At 72.1% G+C, this 19,236-nt stretch carries 17 protein-coding genes; 11 read left to right on the top strand and 6 right to left on the bottom strand.

Going from position 1 to position 19,236, the window contains the following annotated elements; all coding sequences use genetic code 11:
• Positions 1-94: 94 nt before the first annotated feature.
• The 3 genes from ACIQ6Y_RS05715 (at position 95) to ACIQ6Y_RS05705 (ending at position 2,342) form a co-directional block, all read left to right on the top strand.
• Entirely contained in the window at positions 95-1,363 is a 1,269-nt protein-coding gene (locus ACIQ6Y_RS05715; protein WP_404033361.1) for an ATP-binding protein, read from the top strand.
• Positions 1,360-1,695 carry a nucleotide pyrophosphohydrolase gene (locus tag ACIQ6Y_RS05710; protein ID WP_404033359.1) on the top strand — a complete coding sequence of 112 codons (336 nt, stop codon included), beginning with the start codon at positions 1,360-1,362 and terminating at the stop codon, positions 1,693-1,695. The genes ACIQ6Y_RS05715 and ACIQ6Y_RS05710 overlap by 4 nt, the downstream gene beginning before the upstream one ends.
• A 182-nt stretch (positions 1,696-1,877) precedes the next feature.
• The gene (locus ACIQ6Y_RS05705) at positions 1,878-2,342 is read left to right on the top strand and encodes a DUF6099 family protein (protein WP_404033357.1); all 465 of its coding nucleotides are present in this window, start codon (positions 1,878-1,880) and stop codon (positions 2,340-2,342) included.
• Here the strand turns inward: ACIQ6Y_RS05705 and ACIQ6Y_RS05700 are convergent.
• Positions 2,325-2,486: a hypothetical protein gene (locus tag ACIQ6Y_RS05700; RefSeq protein WP_404033355.1), complete on the bottom strand. Its 162-nt coding sequence runs from the start codon at positions 2,484-2,486 to the stop codon at positions 2,325-2,327. The two genes, ACIQ6Y_RS05705 and ACIQ6Y_RS05700, sit on opposite strands and share 18 nt — an antisense overlap.
• 86 nt (positions 2,487-2,572) lie before the next feature.
• Between ACIQ6Y_RS05700 and ACIQ6Y_RS05695 the strand changes: the two genes are divergently transcribed.
• Entirely contained in the window at positions 2,573-3,496 is a 924-nt protein-coding gene (locus ACIQ6Y_RS05695; protein ID WP_404033353.1) for an LLM class F420-dependent oxidoreductase, read from the top strand.
• Between the two features lie 62 nt (positions 3,497-3,558).
• On the opposite strand, the gene ACIQ6Y_RS05690 is transcribed toward ACIQ6Y_RS05695, so the two are convergent.
• Positions 3,559-4,299 (bottom strand): SDR family NAD(P)-dependent oxidoreductase, encoded by a 741-nt coding sequence (locus ACIQ6Y_RS05690; protein WP_404033350.1) that lies wholly within the window; start codon positions 4,297-4,299, stop codon positions 3,559-3,561.
• A gap of 174 nt (positions 4,300-4,473) precedes the next feature.
• Here ACIQ6Y_RS05690 and ACIQ6Y_RS05685 point away from each other — a divergent pair, with 174 nt between their 5' ends.
• Positions 4,474-5,946, top strand: a complete 1,473-nt coding sequence (locus ACIQ6Y_RS05685; protein WP_404033348.1) for a 3' terminal RNA ribose 2'-O-methyltransferase Hen1 — start codon at positions 4,474-4,476, stop codon at positions 5,944-5,946.
• Positions 5,943-8,486 (top strand): polynucleotide kinase-phosphatase, encoded by a 2,544-nt coding sequence (locus tag ACIQ6Y_RS05680; RefSeq protein WP_404033345.1) that lies wholly within the window; start codon positions 5,943-5,945, stop codon positions 8,484-8,486. Before ACIQ6Y_RS05685 ends, ACIQ6Y_RS05680 begins: the two co-directional genes overlap by 4 nt.
• On the opposite strand, the gene ACIQ6Y_RS05675 is transcribed toward ACIQ6Y_RS05680, so the two are convergent.
• Both ACIQ6Y_RS05675 and ACIQ6Y_RS05670 read right to left on the bottom strand, forming a co-directional pair.
• Entirely contained in the window at positions 8,483-9,376 is an 894-nt protein-coding gene (locus ACIQ6Y_RS05675; protein ID WP_404033343.1) for a hypothetical protein, read from the bottom strand. The genes ACIQ6Y_RS05680 and ACIQ6Y_RS05675 overlap by 4 nt on opposite strands.
• Complete coding sequence (locus ACIQ6Y_RS05670) at positions 9,373-10,518, bottom strand: SPFH domain-containing protein (RefSeq protein WP_404033340.1); 1,146 nt, start codon at positions 10,516-10,518, stop codon at positions 9,373-9,375. The genes ACIQ6Y_RS05675 and ACIQ6Y_RS05670 overlap by 4 nt, the downstream gene beginning before the upstream one ends.
• Positions 10,519-10,655: 137 nt before the next feature.
• Between ACIQ6Y_RS05670 and ACIQ6Y_RS05665 the strand changes: the two genes are divergently transcribed.
• The 3 genes from ACIQ6Y_RS05665 to ACIQ6Y_RS05655 all read left to right on the top strand — a co-directional run bounded on the left by ACIQ6Y_RS05665 (position 10,656) and on the right by ACIQ6Y_RS05655 (position 14,516).
• Positions 10,656-11,879, top strand: a complete 1,224-nt coding sequence (locus ACIQ6Y_RS05665) for an arginine deiminase (protein WP_404033338.1) — start codon at positions 10,656-10,658, stop codon at positions 11,877-11,879.
• A 61-nt stretch (positions 11,880-11,940) separates the two neighbouring features.
• Positions 11,941-12,948 (top strand): ornithine carbamoyltransferase, encoded by a 1,008-nt coding sequence (gene argF, locus ACIQ6Y_RS05660; protein ID WP_404033336.1) that lies wholly within the window; start codon positions 11,941-11,943, stop codon positions 12,946-12,948.
• Positions 12,949-13,076: 128 nt separating this feature from the next.
• Complete coding sequence (locus ACIQ6Y_RS05655) at positions 13,077-14,516, top strand: amino acid permease (RefSeq protein ID WP_404033334.1); 1,440 nt, start codon at positions 13,077-13,079, stop codon at positions 14,514-14,516.
• On the opposite strand, the gene ACIQ6Y_RS05650 is transcribed toward ACIQ6Y_RS05655, so the two are convergent.
• Positions 14,467-14,928, bottom strand: coding sequence for an ATP-binding protein (locus ACIQ6Y_RS05650; protein WP_404033331.1), 462 nt, complete (start codon positions 14,926-14,928; stop codon positions 14,467-14,469). The two genes, ACIQ6Y_RS05655 and ACIQ6Y_RS05650, sit on opposite strands and share 50 nt — an antisense overlap.
• A gap of 323 nt (positions 14,929-15,251) precedes the next feature.
• On the opposite strand from ACIQ6Y_RS05650, the gene ACIQ6Y_RS05645 reads away from it, so the two are divergent.
• Positions 15,252-16,079 carry an enoyl-CoA hydratase family protein gene (locus tag ACIQ6Y_RS05645; RefSeq protein WP_404033328.1) on the top strand — a complete coding sequence of 276 codons (828 nt, stop codon included), beginning with the start codon at positions 15,252-15,254 and terminating at the stop codon, positions 16,077-16,079.
• A gap of 1 nt (position 16,080) precedes the next feature.
• On the top strand, positions 16,081-18,414 hold the full coding sequence (locus tag ACIQ6Y_RS05640) for a bifunctional salicylyl-CoA 5-hydroxylase/oxidoreductase (protein ID WP_404033325.1): 2,334 nt from the start codon (positions 16,081-16,083) through the stop codon (positions 18,412-18,414).
• Here the strand turns inward: ACIQ6Y_RS05640 and ACIQ6Y_RS05635 are convergent.
• The gene (locus ACIQ6Y_RS05635; RefSeq protein WP_404033322.1) at positions 18,404-19,222 is read right to left on the bottom strand and encodes a PaaX family transcriptional regulator C-terminal domain-containing protein; all 819 of its coding nucleotides are present in this window, start codon (positions 19,220-19,222) and stop codon (positions 18,404-18,406) included. The two genes, ACIQ6Y_RS05640 and ACIQ6Y_RS05635, sit on opposite strands and share 11 nt — an antisense overlap.
• Positions 19,223-19,236: the final 14 nt, after the last annotated feature.

Genomic DNA, 19,236 nt, shown 5'->3' with positions numbered 1-19,236 from the left:
CGCGCGTCGTTGCTGCGGCCCGTGGGTCGCCCGATCGTAGGAAACGCGCCGAGGTGGAACGGTTCGCCTGGGAACGGAGCCCTACGGTCCGCATATGGCCGTACGCCCCGGGGCCTCCGCCCCGTCCTCCCGCAGTGCACGTCCCGAGTCCGTCCCGGCGCCGCGTGAGGCGTCGGGAGAGCCGGCCCTGTTGTCGCGGGAGCCGTCGGCCGAGGCCGGCCCGGAGGGGCCGCCGGGTCCGGAGCGGGGTATTGGGCGGCCCCGGATCACCGAGCTGCGGCTGTCCGCGTTCGCCGGGCATCGCGGGGTCGGCTTTCCGCTCGGGGCGGTCACGCTGCTGACCGGGCCCAGTGGCTGCGGGAAGAGCACGGCGCTGCGCGCGTACGAGGCGCTGGCGCGGCTCGGCGGCGGTGCCGGGCTGTACGACGTGTTCACCGAGCCGGAGGCCTACGTGCCCGAGTGGGCCAGGCCCGACGCCCAGCGGCGCCGCGGGTTCCGTATCGGGTGCACGGCCGACGGACCCGAGGGACCCGTCCGGCTCGACGTCGCCGTGCAGGCCGAGCCGGAGCTGCGGATCGTCGGGGAGCGGCTGTCCGCCGACGGGGTCGTCCTCCTCCAGACCGCCCTGCGCGACCCGAGCCGTCCTGTCGTGCAGGCCGCCTGGCACACCGCGGGCAGCGCACCCGTCACCCGCGCCCCGCTGCCCGACGACCGGCTGGGCACGGCCCTGCTGCCGCTGCGCGTGGCCGGCAAGACGGACGGACAGCGGCGGGTGCTCGCCGCCGCCGAGCAGATGGTCGTCGCGCTGCGCTCGGTCTTCGCCTGCGACCCCGACCCCGGCCGGATGCGCGGGCCCGTGCCCGTCGGCTCGGGTCGGCTGCTGCCCGGCTGCGACAACCTCGCCGGCGTGCTGTGGCGCACCCGCGCCGAGTGCGGCCAGCGGCACGCCCGGTACGTCGCGGCCGTCCGCGCCGCGTTCGCCGGCCCCGTCCTGGACGTCGTCGCCGAACCCGAGGGCCGCGGCATGGTCCGCGGGCTGCTCGAACGCGGCGACGGGCTGCGCACCGGCTTCGCCCGCCTCGGCGACGGCGAGCTGCGCCATCTCGCCCTCGCCCTGGTGCTGCTCACCGGCCCCGGGGTCCTCGACCTCGACACACCGGGCGAGGTGCCTTCGGCCCTGCAGGCGCTCACCGTGCTCGCCGACGGCTTCGACCGGGCGCTCGACCCCCGCCAGCGCGCGGAACTGGCCCGGCTGGCCGTACGGATGACCGAGCACGGCCACATCCGGTGCGTCGGCACGGTCAGCGACGCCTCGTGGGCCGCGGGGACCCCCGGCGTGACAGTGGTACACCTGGACAGGTGACAGAAGATCCGCGGCCGCTGGACGTGGCCGGACTCCAGCGCAGGCTCGCCGAGTTCGCCGCCGCGCGCAACTGGCAGCCGTACCACACCCCCAAGAACCTCGCCGCCGCCCTCAGTGTCGAGGCGTCCGAACTGGTCGAGATCTTCCAGTGGTTGACGCCCGAGGAGTCCGCGCGGGTGATGGACGACCCCGGCACCGCGCACCGCGTCACCGACGAGGTGGCCGACGTGCTGGCCTACCTCCTGCAGCTGTGCGAGGTGCTCGGCATCGACGCGCTGGCCGCGCTGGATGCGAAGATCGACCGCAACGAGCGCCGTTTCCCGGCGCCTTGAGGAGTAGAACCACATCGTCCGCTTTCACTCTCCGCAGTCGTAATCGAGTCCGAATCCGAATTGTTGTCCACAGATTTCCGTCTTCCTCTGGCTTTTCGCCGCATGGAGCTTCACTCTGGGTAGTGGACAAGGGAGTTCGGGCGGACGTGCGGAAAGCGCGTCGGGACAGACGGGGGCAGCGCATGGACGCGGTGCGGCTCATCCTGACGAGCAGGCGTGCCCTGGCGGGAAGCGGCGAGGTGCCGCAGATCATGGCGGAGGTGTGGCAGGCGCAGTCGCTCGCCCAGGCGATCGGCAGCAGACTCGCGGTCTTCGGCCCACCCCAGCTGCGCGGCGAGGCGTTGGGCCTCACCGAGCTGGCGGGCCGCGGCTGCGGCGTCCTCGACGAACCGGAACTGGGCCCCGGCGAACTGCGCGCGGCCCAGCTGACCGAACTGGGCGACGCCCGCCAGGCCCTCCTCAGCCTCGGCGGGCTCCTCGGAGAGGTCGGCATAGCCCTGGTCGGCGTGGCGAGCGCCGCCGCCGACGAGGGCACGTACTGGCAGTGCATGGAGGCCATCGACGCGGCCGACGAATCGCGGGACCGCGTGCTGGAGATGCTCAGACGCCTCGCGGACGGCGAGGAAGCCTTAGCCGCGGTTCCTTAGGGACGCCGACGCCGCTTCCTCTTCGGCGGGGCCCCGCCCGGAGGCCTGAAGGTCGGCATCCAGCGCGGAAAGGTCGGCATTCAGCGCCGCCATCAGCTCCTCCATCTGCTGGAGCAGCCCCTTCGGCGCGGTTTCCTCGGACATCCAACGGCCTCCTAGCCTTGAGCTTCCTAGCCCTGCGCACGAGCAACGATCATCGCCGGAGCGGGTCACGGTGCAGGATGGAAGGCATGGATCTCCGCATCTTCACCGAACCACAGCAAGGCGCCACCTACGACACCCTCCTCACCGTGGCCAAGGCCACGGAAGACCTCGGCTTCGACGCCTTCTTCCGCTCCGACCACTACCTCAAGATGGGGGACGTCGACGGCCTGCCCGGCCCCACCGACGCCTGGATCACCCTCGCGGGCCTCGCCCGCGAGACCAAGCGCATTCGGCTCGGCACCCTGATGACCGCGGCCACCTTCCGGCTGCCCGGCGTGCTCGCCATCCAGGTCGCCCAGGTCGACCAGATGTCCGGCGGCCGTGTCGAACTGGGCCTGGGCGCGGGCTGGTTCGCCGAGGAGCACGCGGCGTACGGCATCCCCTTCCCGAAGGAGAAGTTCGCGCGTCTGGAGGAGCAGCTGGAGATCGTCACCGGACTGTGGGCCACCCCGCCCGGCAAGACGTACGACTTCCGCGGCACGCACTACGAGCTCACCGACTCGCCGGCCCTGCCCAAGCCCGCGCAGGAGAAGATCCCGGTCCTCGTCGGCGGCCACGGCCCGGCCCGCACCCCGCGGCTGGCCGCCCGGTACGCGGACGAGTTCAACATGCCGTTCTCCTCGGTGGCGGACAGCGAGCGCCAGTTCGGCCGGGTGCGCGCCGCCGCGGAGGCCGCCGGCCGCGACGGCGACGACCTCGTCTACTCCAACGCCCTCGTCGTCTGCGTCGGCAGGGACGACCAGGAGGTGGCCCGCCGCGCCGCCGCGATCGGCCGTGAGGTCGAGGAGCTCAAGGTCAACGGCCTGGCCGGCTCCCCGGCCGAGGTCGTCGACAAGATCGGCCGCTACGCCGAGATCGGCGCCGGCCGCATCTACCTCCAACTGCTCGACCTGCACGACCTGGACCACCTGGAGCTGATCTCCTCCCAGGTGCAGTCCCAGCTGGGCTGAGGTGCCCTCACGGCGGACGGCGGTCGCTCAGGCGGTCCCCCAGAAGGTGCCGGCGTGCGGTCTCACACGATGTGCCGGCCGCCGTCCACCGTGAGCACATCGCCGGTCGTGTACCGCGCCCGGGTCAGATGCAGTACGGCCTCGGCCACGTCCTCGGGCGTGCCCACCCGGCGCAGCGGGGTGTGCTCGCTGACCCAGTCGCGCGAGCTCGTCCAGACCTCCTCGGCCTCGTCGTACCAGGAGGTGTCGATCAGCCCCGGCGCGACAGCGTTGACCCGGATCTGCGGGCCGAGCTGGGAGGCGAGCAGCCGCGTCATGTGGTCGAGGGCCGCCTTGCTCACCGCGTAGGGCACGGAGCTGCCCAGGGCGCGGGTGGCGGAGACGGACGAGACGTTGACCACCGAGGCCGAGTCGGACCGGCGCAGATGGGGCACCGCGGCGATGGTCACCTGCCAGGCGCCGATCACATTGACGTCGAAGATCTCCCGCCAGACCGAGGCGTCCACCGCGTCCAGGTCGCTGAGCGGGATGAAGCGGGTGATGCCCGCGTTGTTCACCAGGGTGTCGAGGCGCCCGTAGGCGTCGATCGCGGCCTGGACGATCCGCCGGGCGTCCGCGGGGTCGGCCACGTCGCCCCGGACGTAGACCGCGTCCGGCAGCTCCGCCGCGAGTTCCCGGCCCGCCTTCTCGCTCCGGGCGGAGTTGACCACGACGCGCATTCCCTCCGCGGCCAGCCGCCGCGCGACCGCGGCGCCGATCCCGGACGACGAGCCGGTGACGAGTGCGACACGACTCTCGCTCATGCATGCCCCCTGTTGTCGGTCTGCAGACAGATGCCGCGACCATAGAATACCGAGTTGTGGAATGTATATTCCGCATCTCGGAACAGTGGAGGTCGTGAAAACGGAAGGCGCAGGTCACAGGCCCTGTGCGACAGTGGGCGTCGACCATCACCGAACGGCCTGAGAGGCCCGCCCATGTTCCTGACGATCACGACCACCGGCACCGCCGAACGCCCCGCCACCGACCTCGGCTACCTGCTGCACAAGCATCCGGACAAGGCGCAGGCGTTCTCCACCTCCTACGGCACGGCGCACGTCCTCTACCCCGAGGCGCAGCCCGAGCGCTGCACGGCGGCGCTGCTCCTGGAGGTCGACGCGGTGGCCCTGGTCCGCAGGGGCAAGGGACGCGGCGGCGCACCCGACGCGGCACTCGCGCAGTACGTCAACGACCGCCCCTACGCGGCCTCCTCCCTGCTCGCGGTCGCGCTGAGCAGCGTCTTCTCCAGCGCCATGCGGGGCGTGTGCCACGCCCGGCCGGAACTGCCGGAGCAGCCGCGCCCGCTCAGGATCGAGGTGCCCGCACTGCCCGCCCGAGGCGGCGCCGAGCTCGTACGGCGGCTGTTCGAGCCGCTGGGCTGGGCCGTCACCGCCGAACCCATAGCCCTCGACAGCGAGTTCCCGGAGTGGGGTGACTCGCGGTACGTACGCCTCACCCTGGAAGCGGACACCCTCACCCTCGCCGAGGCCCTGCGGCATCTGTACGTCCTGCTGCCGGTCCTGGACGACGCCAAGCACTACTGGGTCGCGCCCGACGAGGTCGACAAGCTGCTGCGCGTCGGTGAGGGCTGGCTGCCCGGCCACCCCGAGCAGAAGCTGATCACCAGCCGCTACCTCTCCCGCCGCTGGTCGCTGACCCGGCAGGCGCTGGAGCGACTCGAACTGGTCCGGCTCGCGGAGGCCGACGACAGCGAGGTCGAGGACATCGACAACGCCGTCGAGGCGGAGACGGAGGACGAGGAGAAGCCGACCCCGCTGGCCGTGCAGCGGCGCGAGGCGATCCTCACCGCGCTGCGGGCCTCCGGTGCCGCCCGCGTGCTCGACCTCGGCTGCGGTCAGGGCCAGTTGGTGCAGGCCCTGCTGAAGGACGTGCGGTTCACCGAGATCGTCGGCCTGGACGTGTCCGTGCGGGCGCTGACCATCGCCGCGCGCCGGCTGAAGCTGGACCGCATGGGCGAGCGGCAGGCCTCGCGCGTCAGACTCCTGCAGGGCTCGCTCGCCTACACCGACAGCCGGCTCAAGGGCTACGACGCCGCCGTGCTCAGCGAGGTGATCGAGCACCTCGACCTGCCGCGGCTGCCCGCCCTGGAATACGCGGTGTTCGGTGCGGCCCGCCCCAGGACCGTGCTGGTGACCACCCCCAACGTCGAGTACAACGTCCGCTGGGAGTCCCTCCCGGCCGGACACGTCCGGCACGGCGACCACCGCTTCGAGTGGACCCGTGAGGAGTTCCGCACATGGGCGGACGCGGTGGCCGGACGGCACGGCTACGGCGTGGAGTTCGTGCCCGTGGGCCCGGACGACCCGGAGGTCGGCCCGCCGACCCAGATGGCCGTGTTCACCATGACAGACAAGACCGAGAAGACCGAGAAGGAGGCGAAGGCCGCATGACACAGGCAACAACGACCGGGCGTACGCTCCCCGTCACCGACCTCTCCCTCGTCGTCCTGGTCGGCGCCTCCGGCTCGGGCAAGTCGACGTTCGCCCGGCGGCACTTCAAGCCGACCGAGGTGATCTCCTCGGACTTCTGCCGCGGCCTGGTCTCCGACGACGAGAACGACCAGAGCGCCACCAAGGACGCCTTCGACGTCCTGCACTACATCGCGGGCAAGCGCCTCGCGGCCGGCCGCCGTACGGTCGTCGACGCCACCAGCGTGCAGTCCGACGCACGCAAGCAGCTGATAGCCCTGGCCAAGCAGTACGACGTGCTGCCCATCGCCATCGTGCTCGACGTGCCCGAGGACGTGTGCGCCGAGCGCAACGCGGCCCGCACCGACCGCGCCGACATGCCGCGCCGGGTCATCCAGCGGCACACCCGCGAACTCCGCCGCTCCCTGCGGCACCTGGAGCGCGAGGGCTTCCGCAAGGTGCACGTCCTGCGGGGCGTGGCGGAGATCGAGCGCGCCACCGTCGTCACCGAGAAGCGGTTCAACGACCTGACCCACCTCACCGGCCCCTTCGACATCGTCGGCGACATCCACGGCTGCTCCGCCGAACTGGAGTCGCTGCTCGCCAAGCTGGGCTACGTCGACGGCGCGCACCCCGAGGGCCGTACGGCCGTCTTCGTCGGCGACCTCGTCGACCGCGGCCCGGACAGCCCGGGTGTGCTGCGCCGGGTGATGGCGATGGTGAAGTCGGGCAACGCCCTGTGCGTGCCCGGCAACCACGAGAACAAGTACGGCCGTCACCTGGGGGGTCGCAAGGTCCAGCACACCCACGGCCTCGCCGAGACCATCGAGCAGATGGAGGGCGAGAGCGAGGAGTTCAGGGCCGAGGTACGGCAGTTCATCGACGGGCTCGTCAGCCACTACGTCCTGGACGGCGGACGCCTGGTCGTCTGCCACGCCGGCCTGCCGGAGAAGTACCACGGCCGCACCTCGGGCCGGGTGCGCTCGCACGCGCTGTACGGCGAGACCACCGGAGAGACCGACGAGTTCGGGCTGCCGGTGCGCTATCCGTGGGCGGAGGACTACCGGGGCCGCGCGGCCGTGGTCTACGGCCACACCCCGGTCCCGGAGGCCACCTGGCTGAACAACACCATCTGCCTGGACACCGGTGCCGTCTTCGGCGGCAAGCTGACCGCGCTGCGCTGGCCGGAGCGGCAGCTGGTCGACGTACCGGCCGAGAGGGTCTGGTACGAGCCGGCGAAGCCGCTGCGGTCGGACGCGCCCGGCGGGCACGACGGGCGGCCGCTGGACCTGGCGGACGTGCACGGGCGGCGGGTCGTCGAGACCCGGCACCAGGGGCGGATCACGATCCGCGAGGAGAACGCGGCCGCGGCCCTGGAGGTCATGAGCCGGTTCGCGGTCGACCCGCGGCTGCTGCCGTACCTGCCGCCGACGATGGCGCCGACGGCGACCTCGAAGGTGGACGGCTATCTGGAGCACCCGGCGGAGGCCTTCGCGAGTTACGCCGCCGACGGTGTCGAGCGGGTCGTGTGCGAGGAGAAGCACATGGGCTCGCGGGCGGTGGTGCTGGTGTGCCGGGACGCGGAGGCGGCCCGGAAGCGGTTCGGTGTCGACGGTCCCACGGGCTCGGTCCACACCCGTACCGGACGGCCGTTCTTCGACGACGCCGCGGTGACCGAGGAGATCCTCGGCCGGATTCGGACCGCGGTCGACGAGGCCGGGCTCTGGGCCGAACTCGACACCACCTGGCTGCTGTTGGACGCCGAGCTGATGCCGTGGTCGCTGAAGGCCTCCTCGCTGCTGCGCTCGCAGTACGCGGCCGTCGGCGCCGCGTCCGGGGCCGTGTTCCCGGACGCGCTGGCCGCGCTGGAGGGCGCGGCGGCCCGCGGGGTCGAGGTGGCCGGCCTGCTGGACCGGCAGCGCGAACGCGCCTCCGGCGCGGCCGCGTTCACCTCGGCGTACCGCCGCTACTGCTGGACCACGGACGGCCTGGACGGTGTCCGCCTGGCGCCGTTCCAGATCCTGGCCGTGCAGGGCCGCAGCCTCGCCGGGCTGCCGCACGACGAGCAGCTCGCCCTGCTGGACCGGCTGGTGGAGCACGACAACACCGGCCTGCTCCAGACGACTCGGCGGCTCCACGTCGACACCGGCGACCCCGAGTCGGTGCGGGCCGGCATCGACTGGTGGCTGGAGATGACCGGGCGCGGCGGCGAGGGGATGGTCGTCAAGCCGGTCGGCGCGATCGTCCGCGACGGACAGGGCCGGCTGGTGCAGCCCGGCATCAAGTGCCGGGGCCGTGAGTACCTGCGGATCATCTACGGCCCGGAGTACACGCGCCCCGACAACCTGGCCCGGCTGCGCCAGCGGTTCCTCAACCACAAGCGCTCCCTCGCGATCCGCGAGTACGCGCTCGGCCTGGAGGCCCTCGACCGCCTCGCCGAGGGTGAGCCGCTGTGGCGGGTGCACGAGGCGGTCTTCGGGGTACTGGCCCTGGAGTCGGAGCCGGTGGACCCGCGGCTCTAACCGACGAGCCGCAGCTTCTGGGCGCAGACCTGGAGGCTGACCGACTGGCCCCAGGTCAGCTCCAGGGCGTCGGACTCCATGCCGTCGCCGAAGGCGATGAGGCGCTCGGACTCGACCGTGACGTGGAGCCGGTGGGCCGCGGGGAGTTCCCCCGCCACCAGGGAGGTCCCGGTGGCGGGGGAGGGCCAGGCCTCGCGGACGAACCACACCAGGCGGTCCTCGCTGGGCGCGGGCAGGCGCATCCGCGCACCCCGCTCCTGCCAGACCGACCGCAGCCAGCCGGTCGCGCCCGTGCCCGTCCCGACGAGCACCCCGGACGATGCCTGGGCCTCGACGACACCCCCGTCGTCCCCCAGGCCCAGGCGGTAGCGGGCGGTCTGGTGACCGGCGGCTCCGAGGTAGATCTCGTTCAGGGCGACCAGCCGCTGGGTGTCGTCCGACACCGCCTCGACCATGGTCAGTTCCTCCACCGAAGCCGACGCGGTCGCGGTCAGCAGGGCCGCCGTGTGCTCGGGGCGGTGGCGGACCAGGACGCCCGGGTTGCGGCCGGGGTCGGTGTCGACGCCGATGACCGGCTGGCCGGTGAGGTACTTGGCGACGTTCGCCACCAGTCCGTCCTGGCCGACGACGACCACCGTGTCCTCCGGCGCGAACAGGAACCGGTCCAGGTCGGCCCGCTCCACCCGCGCCTGCCGCCAGGCGAGCGGGATCGCGGCGGTCACCTGCGCCAGGGCTTGTTGCGTACGGCGGTGACGTGCGGCGACCTCCTCGATGTCCCGGCCTCGGGAGGCGAGGAAGAAGGCGGCCTGGCCGTGGGTGCCGTGCCGGGCGACGAGTTCCTCGTACTCGGTGGTGCGGTGGACCAGGACGGCCCGGGGCGCGAGGCTCATGTCCGCTCCTGGACGCCCAGCCTGGCCAGCAGTCCGGTGAGCACGTCGGGGGTGATGGTGACGCTCTCGATGTGCGGCAGGTTCTCGGCGAGCCGGCTGCCGGTGAGGGCGTGCAGGGTCGTCGTGCCGTCCACTCCGGCGTCCGCGTGCACCCGCAGCCAGGCCGCCTGCGCCTGGGCCCGGGCCTCGCCGACCTCGCGGGCCGCCTCGGCCTCGGCGCGGGCGAGTCGTACCGCGCGCTCCGCCTCGGCCGCGGCCAGCTTCCCGGACCGGGCGGCCTCCGCCTCGGCGAGCTTCACCGACCGCGCCGCTTCCGCGTCGGCCAGCTTCAGCGAGCGTTCCGCCTCCGCCTCGGCGAGTTTCACGGTGCGGGCCGCCTCCGCCCGGGCGCGTACGGCGTCCGCGGCCGCGTTCTCCTCGGCCTCGCGGCGGGCGTTGGTGCCGCGCTGGTCGACCAGCTGCTCCTCGCGGCGGGCCAGCTCGATCTTGCTGGCCAGCTCGTTCTCGGCGATGGTGCGCTCGCGTTCGACGGCCACGGCCCGGCGTTCGTAGGTCGCGCGGTCGGCCTCCTGCTGGATCTGCTCGCGGGCCGGGGTGCGCAGCGCCCGCTCGACCTCCGGTTCCGGGCGGACGGCCATGACGCGGACGGCCACGATCTCGATGCCGGTGGCCGGCAGGCGGGGCTCGGCGGCGAGACCGGCCGCGACCCGTTCGCGGACCGCGGCCACTCCGTCGACCAGGGCCGACGACAGCGGTGTACGGGCCAGGACGTCCAGCGCGTGCTGCTGGGCCGTCTCCGTCAGCAGGGTGCCGAGCTGCTCCAGCGGGGTGCCCCGCCAGACCCCGGTCTCCGGGTCGATGGAGAAGTCCAGGCGCGCGGCGGCCAGCGCCGGGTCGGCGATCCGGAAGGTGACGGTCGCCTGGACGGCGACGTCCTGGAAGTCGGAGGTGCGGGCGTGGAAGGTCATCGCCAGTTCACGGTCGTCGACCGGCACCTCGGACAGGGCCGCGGTCAGCGGCCGGAACCAGAAGCTCAGCCCCGGCCCGTCGTGCACCAGGCGCCCCGAACGGTGGTGGCGGATGTGCGCAGTCGGCGCGCCCCGCAGATGGCGCATGCCGAGGCGCCGGGTGATGTCGGCCATGGAAGAGCCCCCTCGTTTGTTCTCGTCATCAAGACGATAAGCGGAGGGCCTCCTTATCGTCAAGAGGACGAAAACAAGCGTGAGCGGAAACGAGCGAGAAGGGGGTGAAGCCGGTCGCCGATGGTCAGGATGGAGGCATGGGATTCCAAGTCGACTCCGAGGCCGGGCGGCTGCGCCGCGTCATCCTGCACCGGCCGGATCTCGAGCTCAAAAGGCTCACCCCCAGCAACAAGGACGCCCTGCTCTTCGACGACGTGCTCTGGGTGCGCCGGGCGCGCGCCGAGCACGACGGGTTCGCCGACGTGCTGCGCGACCGCGGGGTCGCCGTGCACCTCTTCGGCGACCTGCTCACCGAGGCCCTGGAGATCCCGGCGGCCCGAGCGCTCGTCCTGGACCAGGTCTTCGACGAGAAGGAGTACGGGCCACTGGCCACCGGCCATCTGCGCGCCGCCTTCGAGGCCATGCCCGCCCGGGACCTGGCCGAGGCGCTGGTCGGCGGCATGACCAAGCGCGAGTTCCTGGAAGGGCACACCGAGCCCACCTCGGTCCGCTTCCATGTGATGGACCTCGACGACTTCCTGCTGCGCCCGCTGCCCAACCACCTCTTCACCCGCGACACCTCCGCCTGGATCTACGACGGCGTCTCCATCAACGCCATGCGCTGGCCCGCCCGGCAGCGCGAGACCGTGCACTTCGAGGCCATCTACCGGCACCACCCGCTCTTCCGTGACGAGCCGTTCCACATCTGGTCGGAGGGCCAGGCCGACTACCCGTCCACCATCGAGGGCGGTGACGTGCTGGTGATCGGCAACGGCGCCGTCCTGATCGGCATGAGCGAGCGCACCACCCCGCAGGCCGTCGAGATGCTCGCGCACAAGCTGTTCGCGGCCGGGTCCGCGCAGACGATCGTGGCGCTCGACATGCCCAAGCGGCGCGCCCTGATGCATCTCGACACCGTGATGACCATGGTCGACGGCGATGTCTTCACCCAGTACGCCGGCCTCGGCATGCTCCGCTCCTACACCATCGAACCGGGCGCCGGCGAGAAGGAGCTGAAGGTCACCGACCATCCGCCCGAGCACATGCACCGCGCGATCGCCGCCGCGCTCGGGCTGAGCGAGATCAGGGTCCTGACCGCCACCCAGGACGTGCACGCGGCCGAGCGTGAGCAGTGGGACGACGGCTGCAATGTCCTCGCCGTCGAGCCGGGCGTGGTCGTCGCCTACGAGCGCAACTCCACCACCAACACGCATCTGCGCAAGCAGGGCATCGAGGTCATCGAGATCCCGGGCAGCGAGCTGGGGCGGGGGAGGGGCGGACCGCGCTGTATGAGCTGTCCCGTGGAGCGAGACGCCGTATAGAAATTCTGAGCTTCGTATAGAGTTACATCGTCCTTGTTCTCGTCCCTACTGGAGCGCCCCCATGGCGACTGTCCCGACCGCCCTCGCCGGCCGCCACTTCCTCAAGGAGCTGGACCTCACCGCTCAGGAGTTCCGCGGTCTCGTCGAGCTGGCCGCGGAGCTGAAGGCGGCCAAGCGGGCCGGGACGGAACAGCGGCACCTCACCGGCAAGAACATCGCGCTGATCTTCGAGAAGACCTCGACGCGCACCCGCTGCGCGTTCGAGGTCGCCGCCGCCGACCAGGGCGCCTCCACCACCTACCTCGACCCGTCCGGCTCGCAGATCGGGCACAAGGAGTCGGTGAAGGACACCGCCCGGGTCCTCGGCCGGATGTTCGACGGCATCGAGTACCGCGGCGACAGCCAGGCCAAGGTCGAGGAACTGGCCGCCTACGCGGGCGTGCCCGTCTACAACGGCCTCACCGACGACTGGCACCCCACCCAGATGCTCGCCGACGTGCTCACCATGACCGAGCACAGCAGCAAGCCGCTCGACCGGATCGCCTTCGCCTACCTCGGCGACGCCCGCTTCAACATGGGCAACTCCTACCTGATCACCGGCGCCCTGCTCGGCATGGACGTACGGATCGTCGCGCCGAAGTCGTACTGGCCGGCCCAGGAGATCGTCGACCGGGCGCACGAGCTGGCCGCGTCCAGCGGCGCTCGGGTCACCCTCACCGAGTCCCTGGAGGAGGGCGTGCGCGGCGCGGACTTCGTCGCCACCGACGTCTGGGTGTCCATGGGCGAGCCCAAGGGTGTCTGGGAGGAGCGCATCGCCGCCCTCGCCCCGTACGCCGTGACGATGGACGTGCTGCGCGCCACCGGCAACCCCGACGTGAAGTTCCTGCACTGCCTGCCGGCCTTCCACGACCTGGGCACCAAGGTGGGCCAGGAGATCTTCGAGACCTACGGCCTGGAATCGCTGGAGGTCACCGACGAGGTCTTCGAGTCCGCCCACTCGATCGTCTTCGACGAGGCCGAGAACCGGCTGCACACCATCAAGGCCGTGCTCGTAGCCACGCTCGCCTGAGGCAACCTTCACGCGTCCAGGGCCTGATCAGGCCTTATGCTGTCCGGCGGCCCGGAGCCACCCCTTCCGCGGCCGTCGCGCGCCCCCACCCGGGCGCACCCCGTCCCCAGAAACGAGCACCACCCGCAATGCCCCGCATCAAATCCCCCGCCCTTCTGGTCGCCGAATCCGGTGCCGACCGCGAGGGCCACGGCCTGCGTCGCACGATGGGCCTGTTCCAGCTGATCTGCTTCGGCGTCGGCGCGATCGTCGGCACCGGCATCTTCGTCGGCCTGTCCGACTCGGTCGCCCAGGCCGGCCCCGCGGTCGTCGTCTCCTTCGTCCTGGCCGCGATCACCTGCGTGTTCACCGCGTTCGCGTTCGCCGAGCTGGCCGGCGCGATCCCGGTCTCCGGCTCCTCGTACTCCTTCGCCTACGCCAGCCTCGGCGAGACCACCGCCTTCCTCATCGGCTGGTGCCTGCTGCTGGAGTACGGCATCTCCATCTCGGCCGTCGCGGTCGGCTGGAGCCAGTACGTCAACGAACTGCTCGACAGCGTCCTCGGCGTCCAGCTCCCCGCCGCGCTGTCCGCCGGACCCGGCGAGGGCGGCATCGCGAACCTCCCCGCCGTGCTGGTCATCGCCATGGCCTGCGTGCTGCTGGTGCGCGGTGTGCGCGAGAGCGCCCGGGCGACGGCCGCCATGGCCGTGCTGAAGCTCGCCATCCTGCTCGCGTTCTGCGCGATCGGCTACAGCGCCTTCAAGGACGGCAACCTCAGCCCCTTCACCCCGGCCGGCCTCGGCGGCATCGGCGCGGGCACCACCGCCGCCTTCTTCTCCTACATCGGCTTCGACGCGATCACCACCACCGGCGAGGAGGCCAAGAACCCGCGCCGGGACGTGCCCATCGCGATCCTCGTCTGCATGGGCGTCGTCACCCTGCTCTACTGCGCCGTCGCGCTCGCCGCGATCGGGGCCGTCGGCGCCGACGAGGTCGGCGGCCGCCCCGCCGCGCTGTCGTACGTCGTCAACCAGGTCACCGGCTCCACGATCGGCGGCGCCATCGTCGCCTTCGGCGCGGTCGTCGCCATCGCCTCGGTGGTGCTCGCCGTGATGTACGGCCAGACCCGCATCCTGCTGTCCATGTCCCGCGACGGTCTCGTCCCGGCCGTCTTCGAGAAGGTCTCCCCGCGCACCGCCACGCCGGTCGCCGGCACGATGATCGTCGCGGTCGTCTTCGCGGTCCCGGCGGCCTTCGCCTCCCTGGACGCGGTGATGAACCTGTGCACCATCGGCACGCTCGCCATCATGGCCGTCGTCAACATCGCGGTGATCGCCCTGCGCCGCAACGAGCCGGAGCTGCCGCGCACCTTCCGTGTGCCGCTGTTCCCGGTCGTGCCGCTGCTCGGCGTCGGCTTCTGCCTGTACCTGATGTACGAGACCGGCTGGCAGACCTGGGTCCAGTTCGCCGTGTTCCTCGCGGTCGGCCTGCTGATCTACCTCGGCTACGGCCGCCGCAACTCGCGGCTTACGACGCCGGTCACTCAGCCGGCCCAGGACGCCGCTGAGGCGGTACCGCAGGCAGTCTGAACCACACCGCCTTGCCGGACTCGGTGGGGCGGTGCCCGCAGGACGAGCTGAGGGCGCGGATCAGCAGCAGCCCGCGCCCGCCCTCCTGCCAGACATCGGGCACCTCGTCCGCGGCGTGCGCGAGATCGCCGGGCGGCTCCGGGTCGGGGTCGTGCACCTCGACCTGGCAGCCGGCCGGCCCCAGCCGGACGACCAGCTCTATGGGAGCGGGTCCGGCGGTGTGCTCGACGGCGTTCGCCACCAGCTCCGCGGTCAGCAGCTCCGCGGTGTCGCAGTCCGCGCCGTGCTCCCCCTCCGTCAGCGCCGACCGGACCAGCGCACGCGCCACGGGCACGGCCGCGGTGGAGTGCGGCAGCGCGACGCGCCAGGAGGCGGGGGGTGCGGGGCGTTCGTGCAAGGTGAGTCCGTTCATGGCGCAGGGGGTCCCGACCGTGATCATCAGGCTGTCCTGCTTTCAACCTTAGGAATGGTACGGCGCCCCCGGCGCAGTCGCACGACGGGCGTCGCACGGGGCGTTCGGCCCCGCTGTCTGCGGCCTACCCCGGGCAACGCCCCGCCTCCCGCATCCACTCCCGCTGTTACGACGCTGTAGAGGACCCAGGGAGCGCCGGTGACGTCTGTGACATCCGGGCACGAGCCAGCCTGTCGCGCTCTCGTGACGGCAGTCACGGATCGGTGATAACTTCGAGGGACAGAGCTCTGTGAGGCAGTGCCCGCCCGAGGAGGCCGCACGTCATGAGTCCCTTCACCGGCTCCGCCACCCGCACCGCCGACTGGCGCCATCTGCGCCTCGACCTCACCGACGGCGTCGCCACCGTCACCCTCGCCCGCCCGGCCAAGCTCAACGCGCTCACCTTCGGCGCCTACGCCGACCTGCGCGACCTGCTCGCCGAGCTGTCCCGGGAACGGGCCGTACGGGCCCTCGTCCTGGCCGGTGAGGGCCGCGGCTTCTGCTCCGGCGGCGACGTGGACGAGATCATCGGCGCGACCCTGTCGATGGACACCGCTCAGCTCCTCGACTTCAACCGGATGACGGGCCAGGTGGTCCGGGCGATCCGCGAGGCGCCCTTCCCGGTGATCGCGGCCGTCCACGGCGTGGCCGCGGGCGCGGGAGCGGTCCTCGCCCTGGCAGCGGACTTCCGGGTCGCCGACCCCTCGGCCCGCTTCGCCTTCCTCTTCACCCGCGTCGGCCTCTCCGGCGGCGACATGGGCGCGGCGTACCTCCTCCCGAGGGTGATCGGCCTCGGCCACGCCACCCGCCTGCTGATGCTGGGCGACCAGGTGAGAGCCCCGGAAGCAGAACGCATCGGCCTCATCAGCGAACTCACGGAGGAGGGCCGCGCCGACGAGCGGGCCCAGGAACTCGCCCGCCGCCTCGCCGAGGGCCCCGCCCTGGCCCACGCCCAGACGAAGGCCCTGCTGACAGCGGAGCTGGACATGCCGCTGGCAGCGGCGGTGGAGATGGACGCCTCGACCCAGGCCCTCCTGATGAACGGCGAGGACTACGCCGAGTTCCACGCCGCATTCGCAGAAAAGCGCCCCCCGAAATGGAAGGGACGCTGACATGGGTGCCTCAGGGGCGCGGGGAACTGCGCGAGCAACCACAGACAACCCGCAGCCGCCAACGACGACAAGCCACCCCCACCGGATCGCGATCATCGGCGGCGGCCCAGGCGGCCTCTACGCCGCAGCCCTGCTCAAACGCCTCGACCCCACCCGCGAGATCACCCTCTGGGAACGCAACGCCCCCGACGACACCTTCGGCTTCGGAGTCGTCCTCTCCGACGAAACCCTCGGCGGCATCGAACACGCGGACCCGACCGTCTACGAGTCCCTCCAGCGGCACTTCGTACGCTGGGACGACATCGACATGATCCACCGAGGCACCCGCCACACCTCCGGAGGCCACGGCTTCGCGGCCCTCGGCAGGAAACGCCTCCTGCAGATCCTCCACAAGAGGTGCAACGACCTCGGCGTCGACCTCCGCTTCCGCACCGAGGCCCCGCCCGGCCTCAAGGACACCCACGACCTCGTCATCGCCGCCGACGGAGTCAACAGCACCACCCGCCAGACCTACGCCGACACCTTCCGGCCCACCATCGACACCCACCACTGCCGCTACATCTGGCTCGCCGCCGACTTCCCGTTCGAAGCCTTCCGCTTCGAGATCGCCGAGACCGAACACGGCGTGATGCAACTCCACGGCTACCCGTACGCGGTCGACGCCTCCACGGTCATCGTCGAAATGCGCGAAGAGGTCTGGCGCGCGGCCGGTTTCGACGAACAGGACACCGGCGAGTCGATCGACCGGTGCGCCAAGATCTTCGCGGAGGCGCTGCGCGGCAGGCCGCTGCACTCCAACAACTCCACCTGGACGACCTTCCGTACGATCGTCAACAGGAAGTGGTCCCACGAGAACCTCGTCCTGCTCGGGGACGCCGCCCACACGGCCCACTTCTCCATCGGCTCGGGCACCAAGCTCGCGGTCGAGGACGCCCTCGCCCTGGCGGCCTGCCTTCAGGAGCAGCCCGGTCTGCCGGAGGCCCTCGCGGCGTACGAGGAGGAGCGCAGGCCCGTCGTGGCCTCCACGCAGCGGGCCGCCAGGGCCAGCCTGGGGTGGTTCGAGAACCTCGCCTCCTACCTCGACCAGCCGCCGCGCCAGTTCGCGTTCAACCTGCTCACCCGCAGCCGCCGCGTCACCCACGACAACCTCCGGCTGCGCGACGCCCACTTCACCGAGGCCGTGGAGCGGGAGTTCGGCTGCCCGCCGGGCACGCCCCCGATGTTCACCCCGTTCCGGCTGCGCGGGCTGACCCTGCGCAACCGGGTCGTCGTCTCGCCGATGGACATGTACTCGGCCGAGGACGGCGTACCCGGCGACTTCCACCTCGTGCACCTCGGCGCGCGGGCGCTCGGCGGGGCCGGGCTGGTGATGACCGAGATGGTGTGCGTGAGCGAGGAGGGCCGGATCACGCCGGGCTGTGCCGGTCTGTACAACGGCAGACAGGGGGAGGCGTGGAAGCGGATCGTCGACTTCGTGCACACGCAGGCGCCCGGCACGGCGATCGGCATCCAGCTCGGCCACTCCGGCCGCAAGGGCTCGACGCAGCGGATGTGGGAGGGCCTGGACGAGCCGCTGCCCGAGGGCAACTGGCCGCTGGTGGCCGCGTCCCCGCTGCCGTACAAGCCGGGCAGCCAGACCCCGCGCCAGCTCTCCCGGGCCCAACTGACGGATCTGCGCGAGCAGTTCACGGCCGCGGCCGGGCGGGCCGCCCGCGCCGGGTTCGATCTGCTCGAACTGCACTGCGCGCACGGCTATCTGCTCTCCGGGTTCCTCTCCCCGCTGACCAACCTGCGCACCGACGCCTACGGCGGCTCGCTGGAGCGGCGTCTGCGGTTCCCGCTGGAGGTCTTCGACGCCGTACGCCGGGTGTGGCCGGAGGAGAAGCCGCTGACCGTGCGGATCTCGGCCACCGACTGGGCGCAGGGCGGCAACACCGCCGAGGACGCCGTGCGGATCGCGCGGGCCTTCGTGGCGCACGGCGCCGACGCGATCGACGTGTCGACCGGGCAGGTGGTGGCCGAGGAGCGGCCGGAGTTCGGGCGGTCGTACCAGACGCCGTTCGCCGACCGCATCCGGCACGAGGCGCGCGTCCCGGTGATCGCGGTCGGCGCGATCTCCTCCTGGGACGACGTCAACTCCCTGATCCTGGCGGGCCGCACGGACCTGTGCGCGCTGGCCCGGCCGCATCTGTACGACCCGCACTGGACGCTGCACGCGGCCGCCGAGCAGGGCTACGACGGACCGGGCGTGGTCTGGCCCGACCCCTACAAGGCGGGCAGCAGACGGCCCAACACCGGCCGCACGGACGCCCCGAAACCGCGCCTCAGCCTCTGACGCCGGCGAACTCGGCGCCCGCGTCCCGCAGTCGCTCGTGCAGGCCGCGGAACACGGCTGCGGAGCGGGCGCCCGGCCAGCCGGCGGGCAGCAGGTGCGCGGGCAGGCCGGGGTCGGTGTACGGCAGATGGCGCCAGGAATCCAGTGCGAGGAGGTAGTCGCGGTACGCCTCCTCGGGCGGGGTGTCCGCGCGCCCCTCCCAGGCGTCGAGCACGCGCGCGTGCCGGTCGAGGAACGCCTCGTGCTCCTTGGCGATCGCCGCCAGGTCCCACCAGCGGGCGACGGCCTCGGCGGTCGCCGCGAAGCCGAGGTGCTCACCGCGGAAGAAGTCGACGTACGGGTCCAGGCGCAGCCGCTGAAGGGTGTGCCGGGCCTCCTCGTACAGCCGGGCCGGGGCGATCCACACGCCGGGCGTGGCCGTGCCGAAGCCGAGCCCGGCCAGCCGGGAGCGCAGCACATGCCGTTTCTGCCGCTCCGACTCCGGCACCGAGAACACGGCCAGGACCCAGCCCTCGTCCTCGGGCGGCGCGGTGGAGTACACCCGGCGGTCGCCGTCCCGCATCAACTGGTGGGCGTCGGGGGAGAGTTCGTAGCCCGCCGCGCCCTCGGCCGTGCGGGCCGGCACCAGCAGGCCGCGGCGTTTGAGGCGGGACACCGACGACCGCACGGAGGGCGCGTCCACGCCCACCGCGGCGAGCAGCCGGATCAGCTCGGCGACGGGCACGGGGCCGGGGAAGAGGCGGCCGTACGCGCCGTAGAACGTGACGATCAAAGACCGCGGAGCATGCTGGTCGGACACGTTGATCATCTTAGGTCGTCGGC

The sequence above is a fragment of the Streptomyces sp. NPDC096205 genome, from assembly GCF_044763135.1.
Lineage (GTDB): Bacteria > Actinomycetota > Actinomycetes > Streptomycetales > Streptomycetaceae > Streptomyces.
The sequence above is the reverse complement of the archived record's forward strand: the minus strand, read 5'-3'. Positions and strand labels throughout refer to the sequence as shown.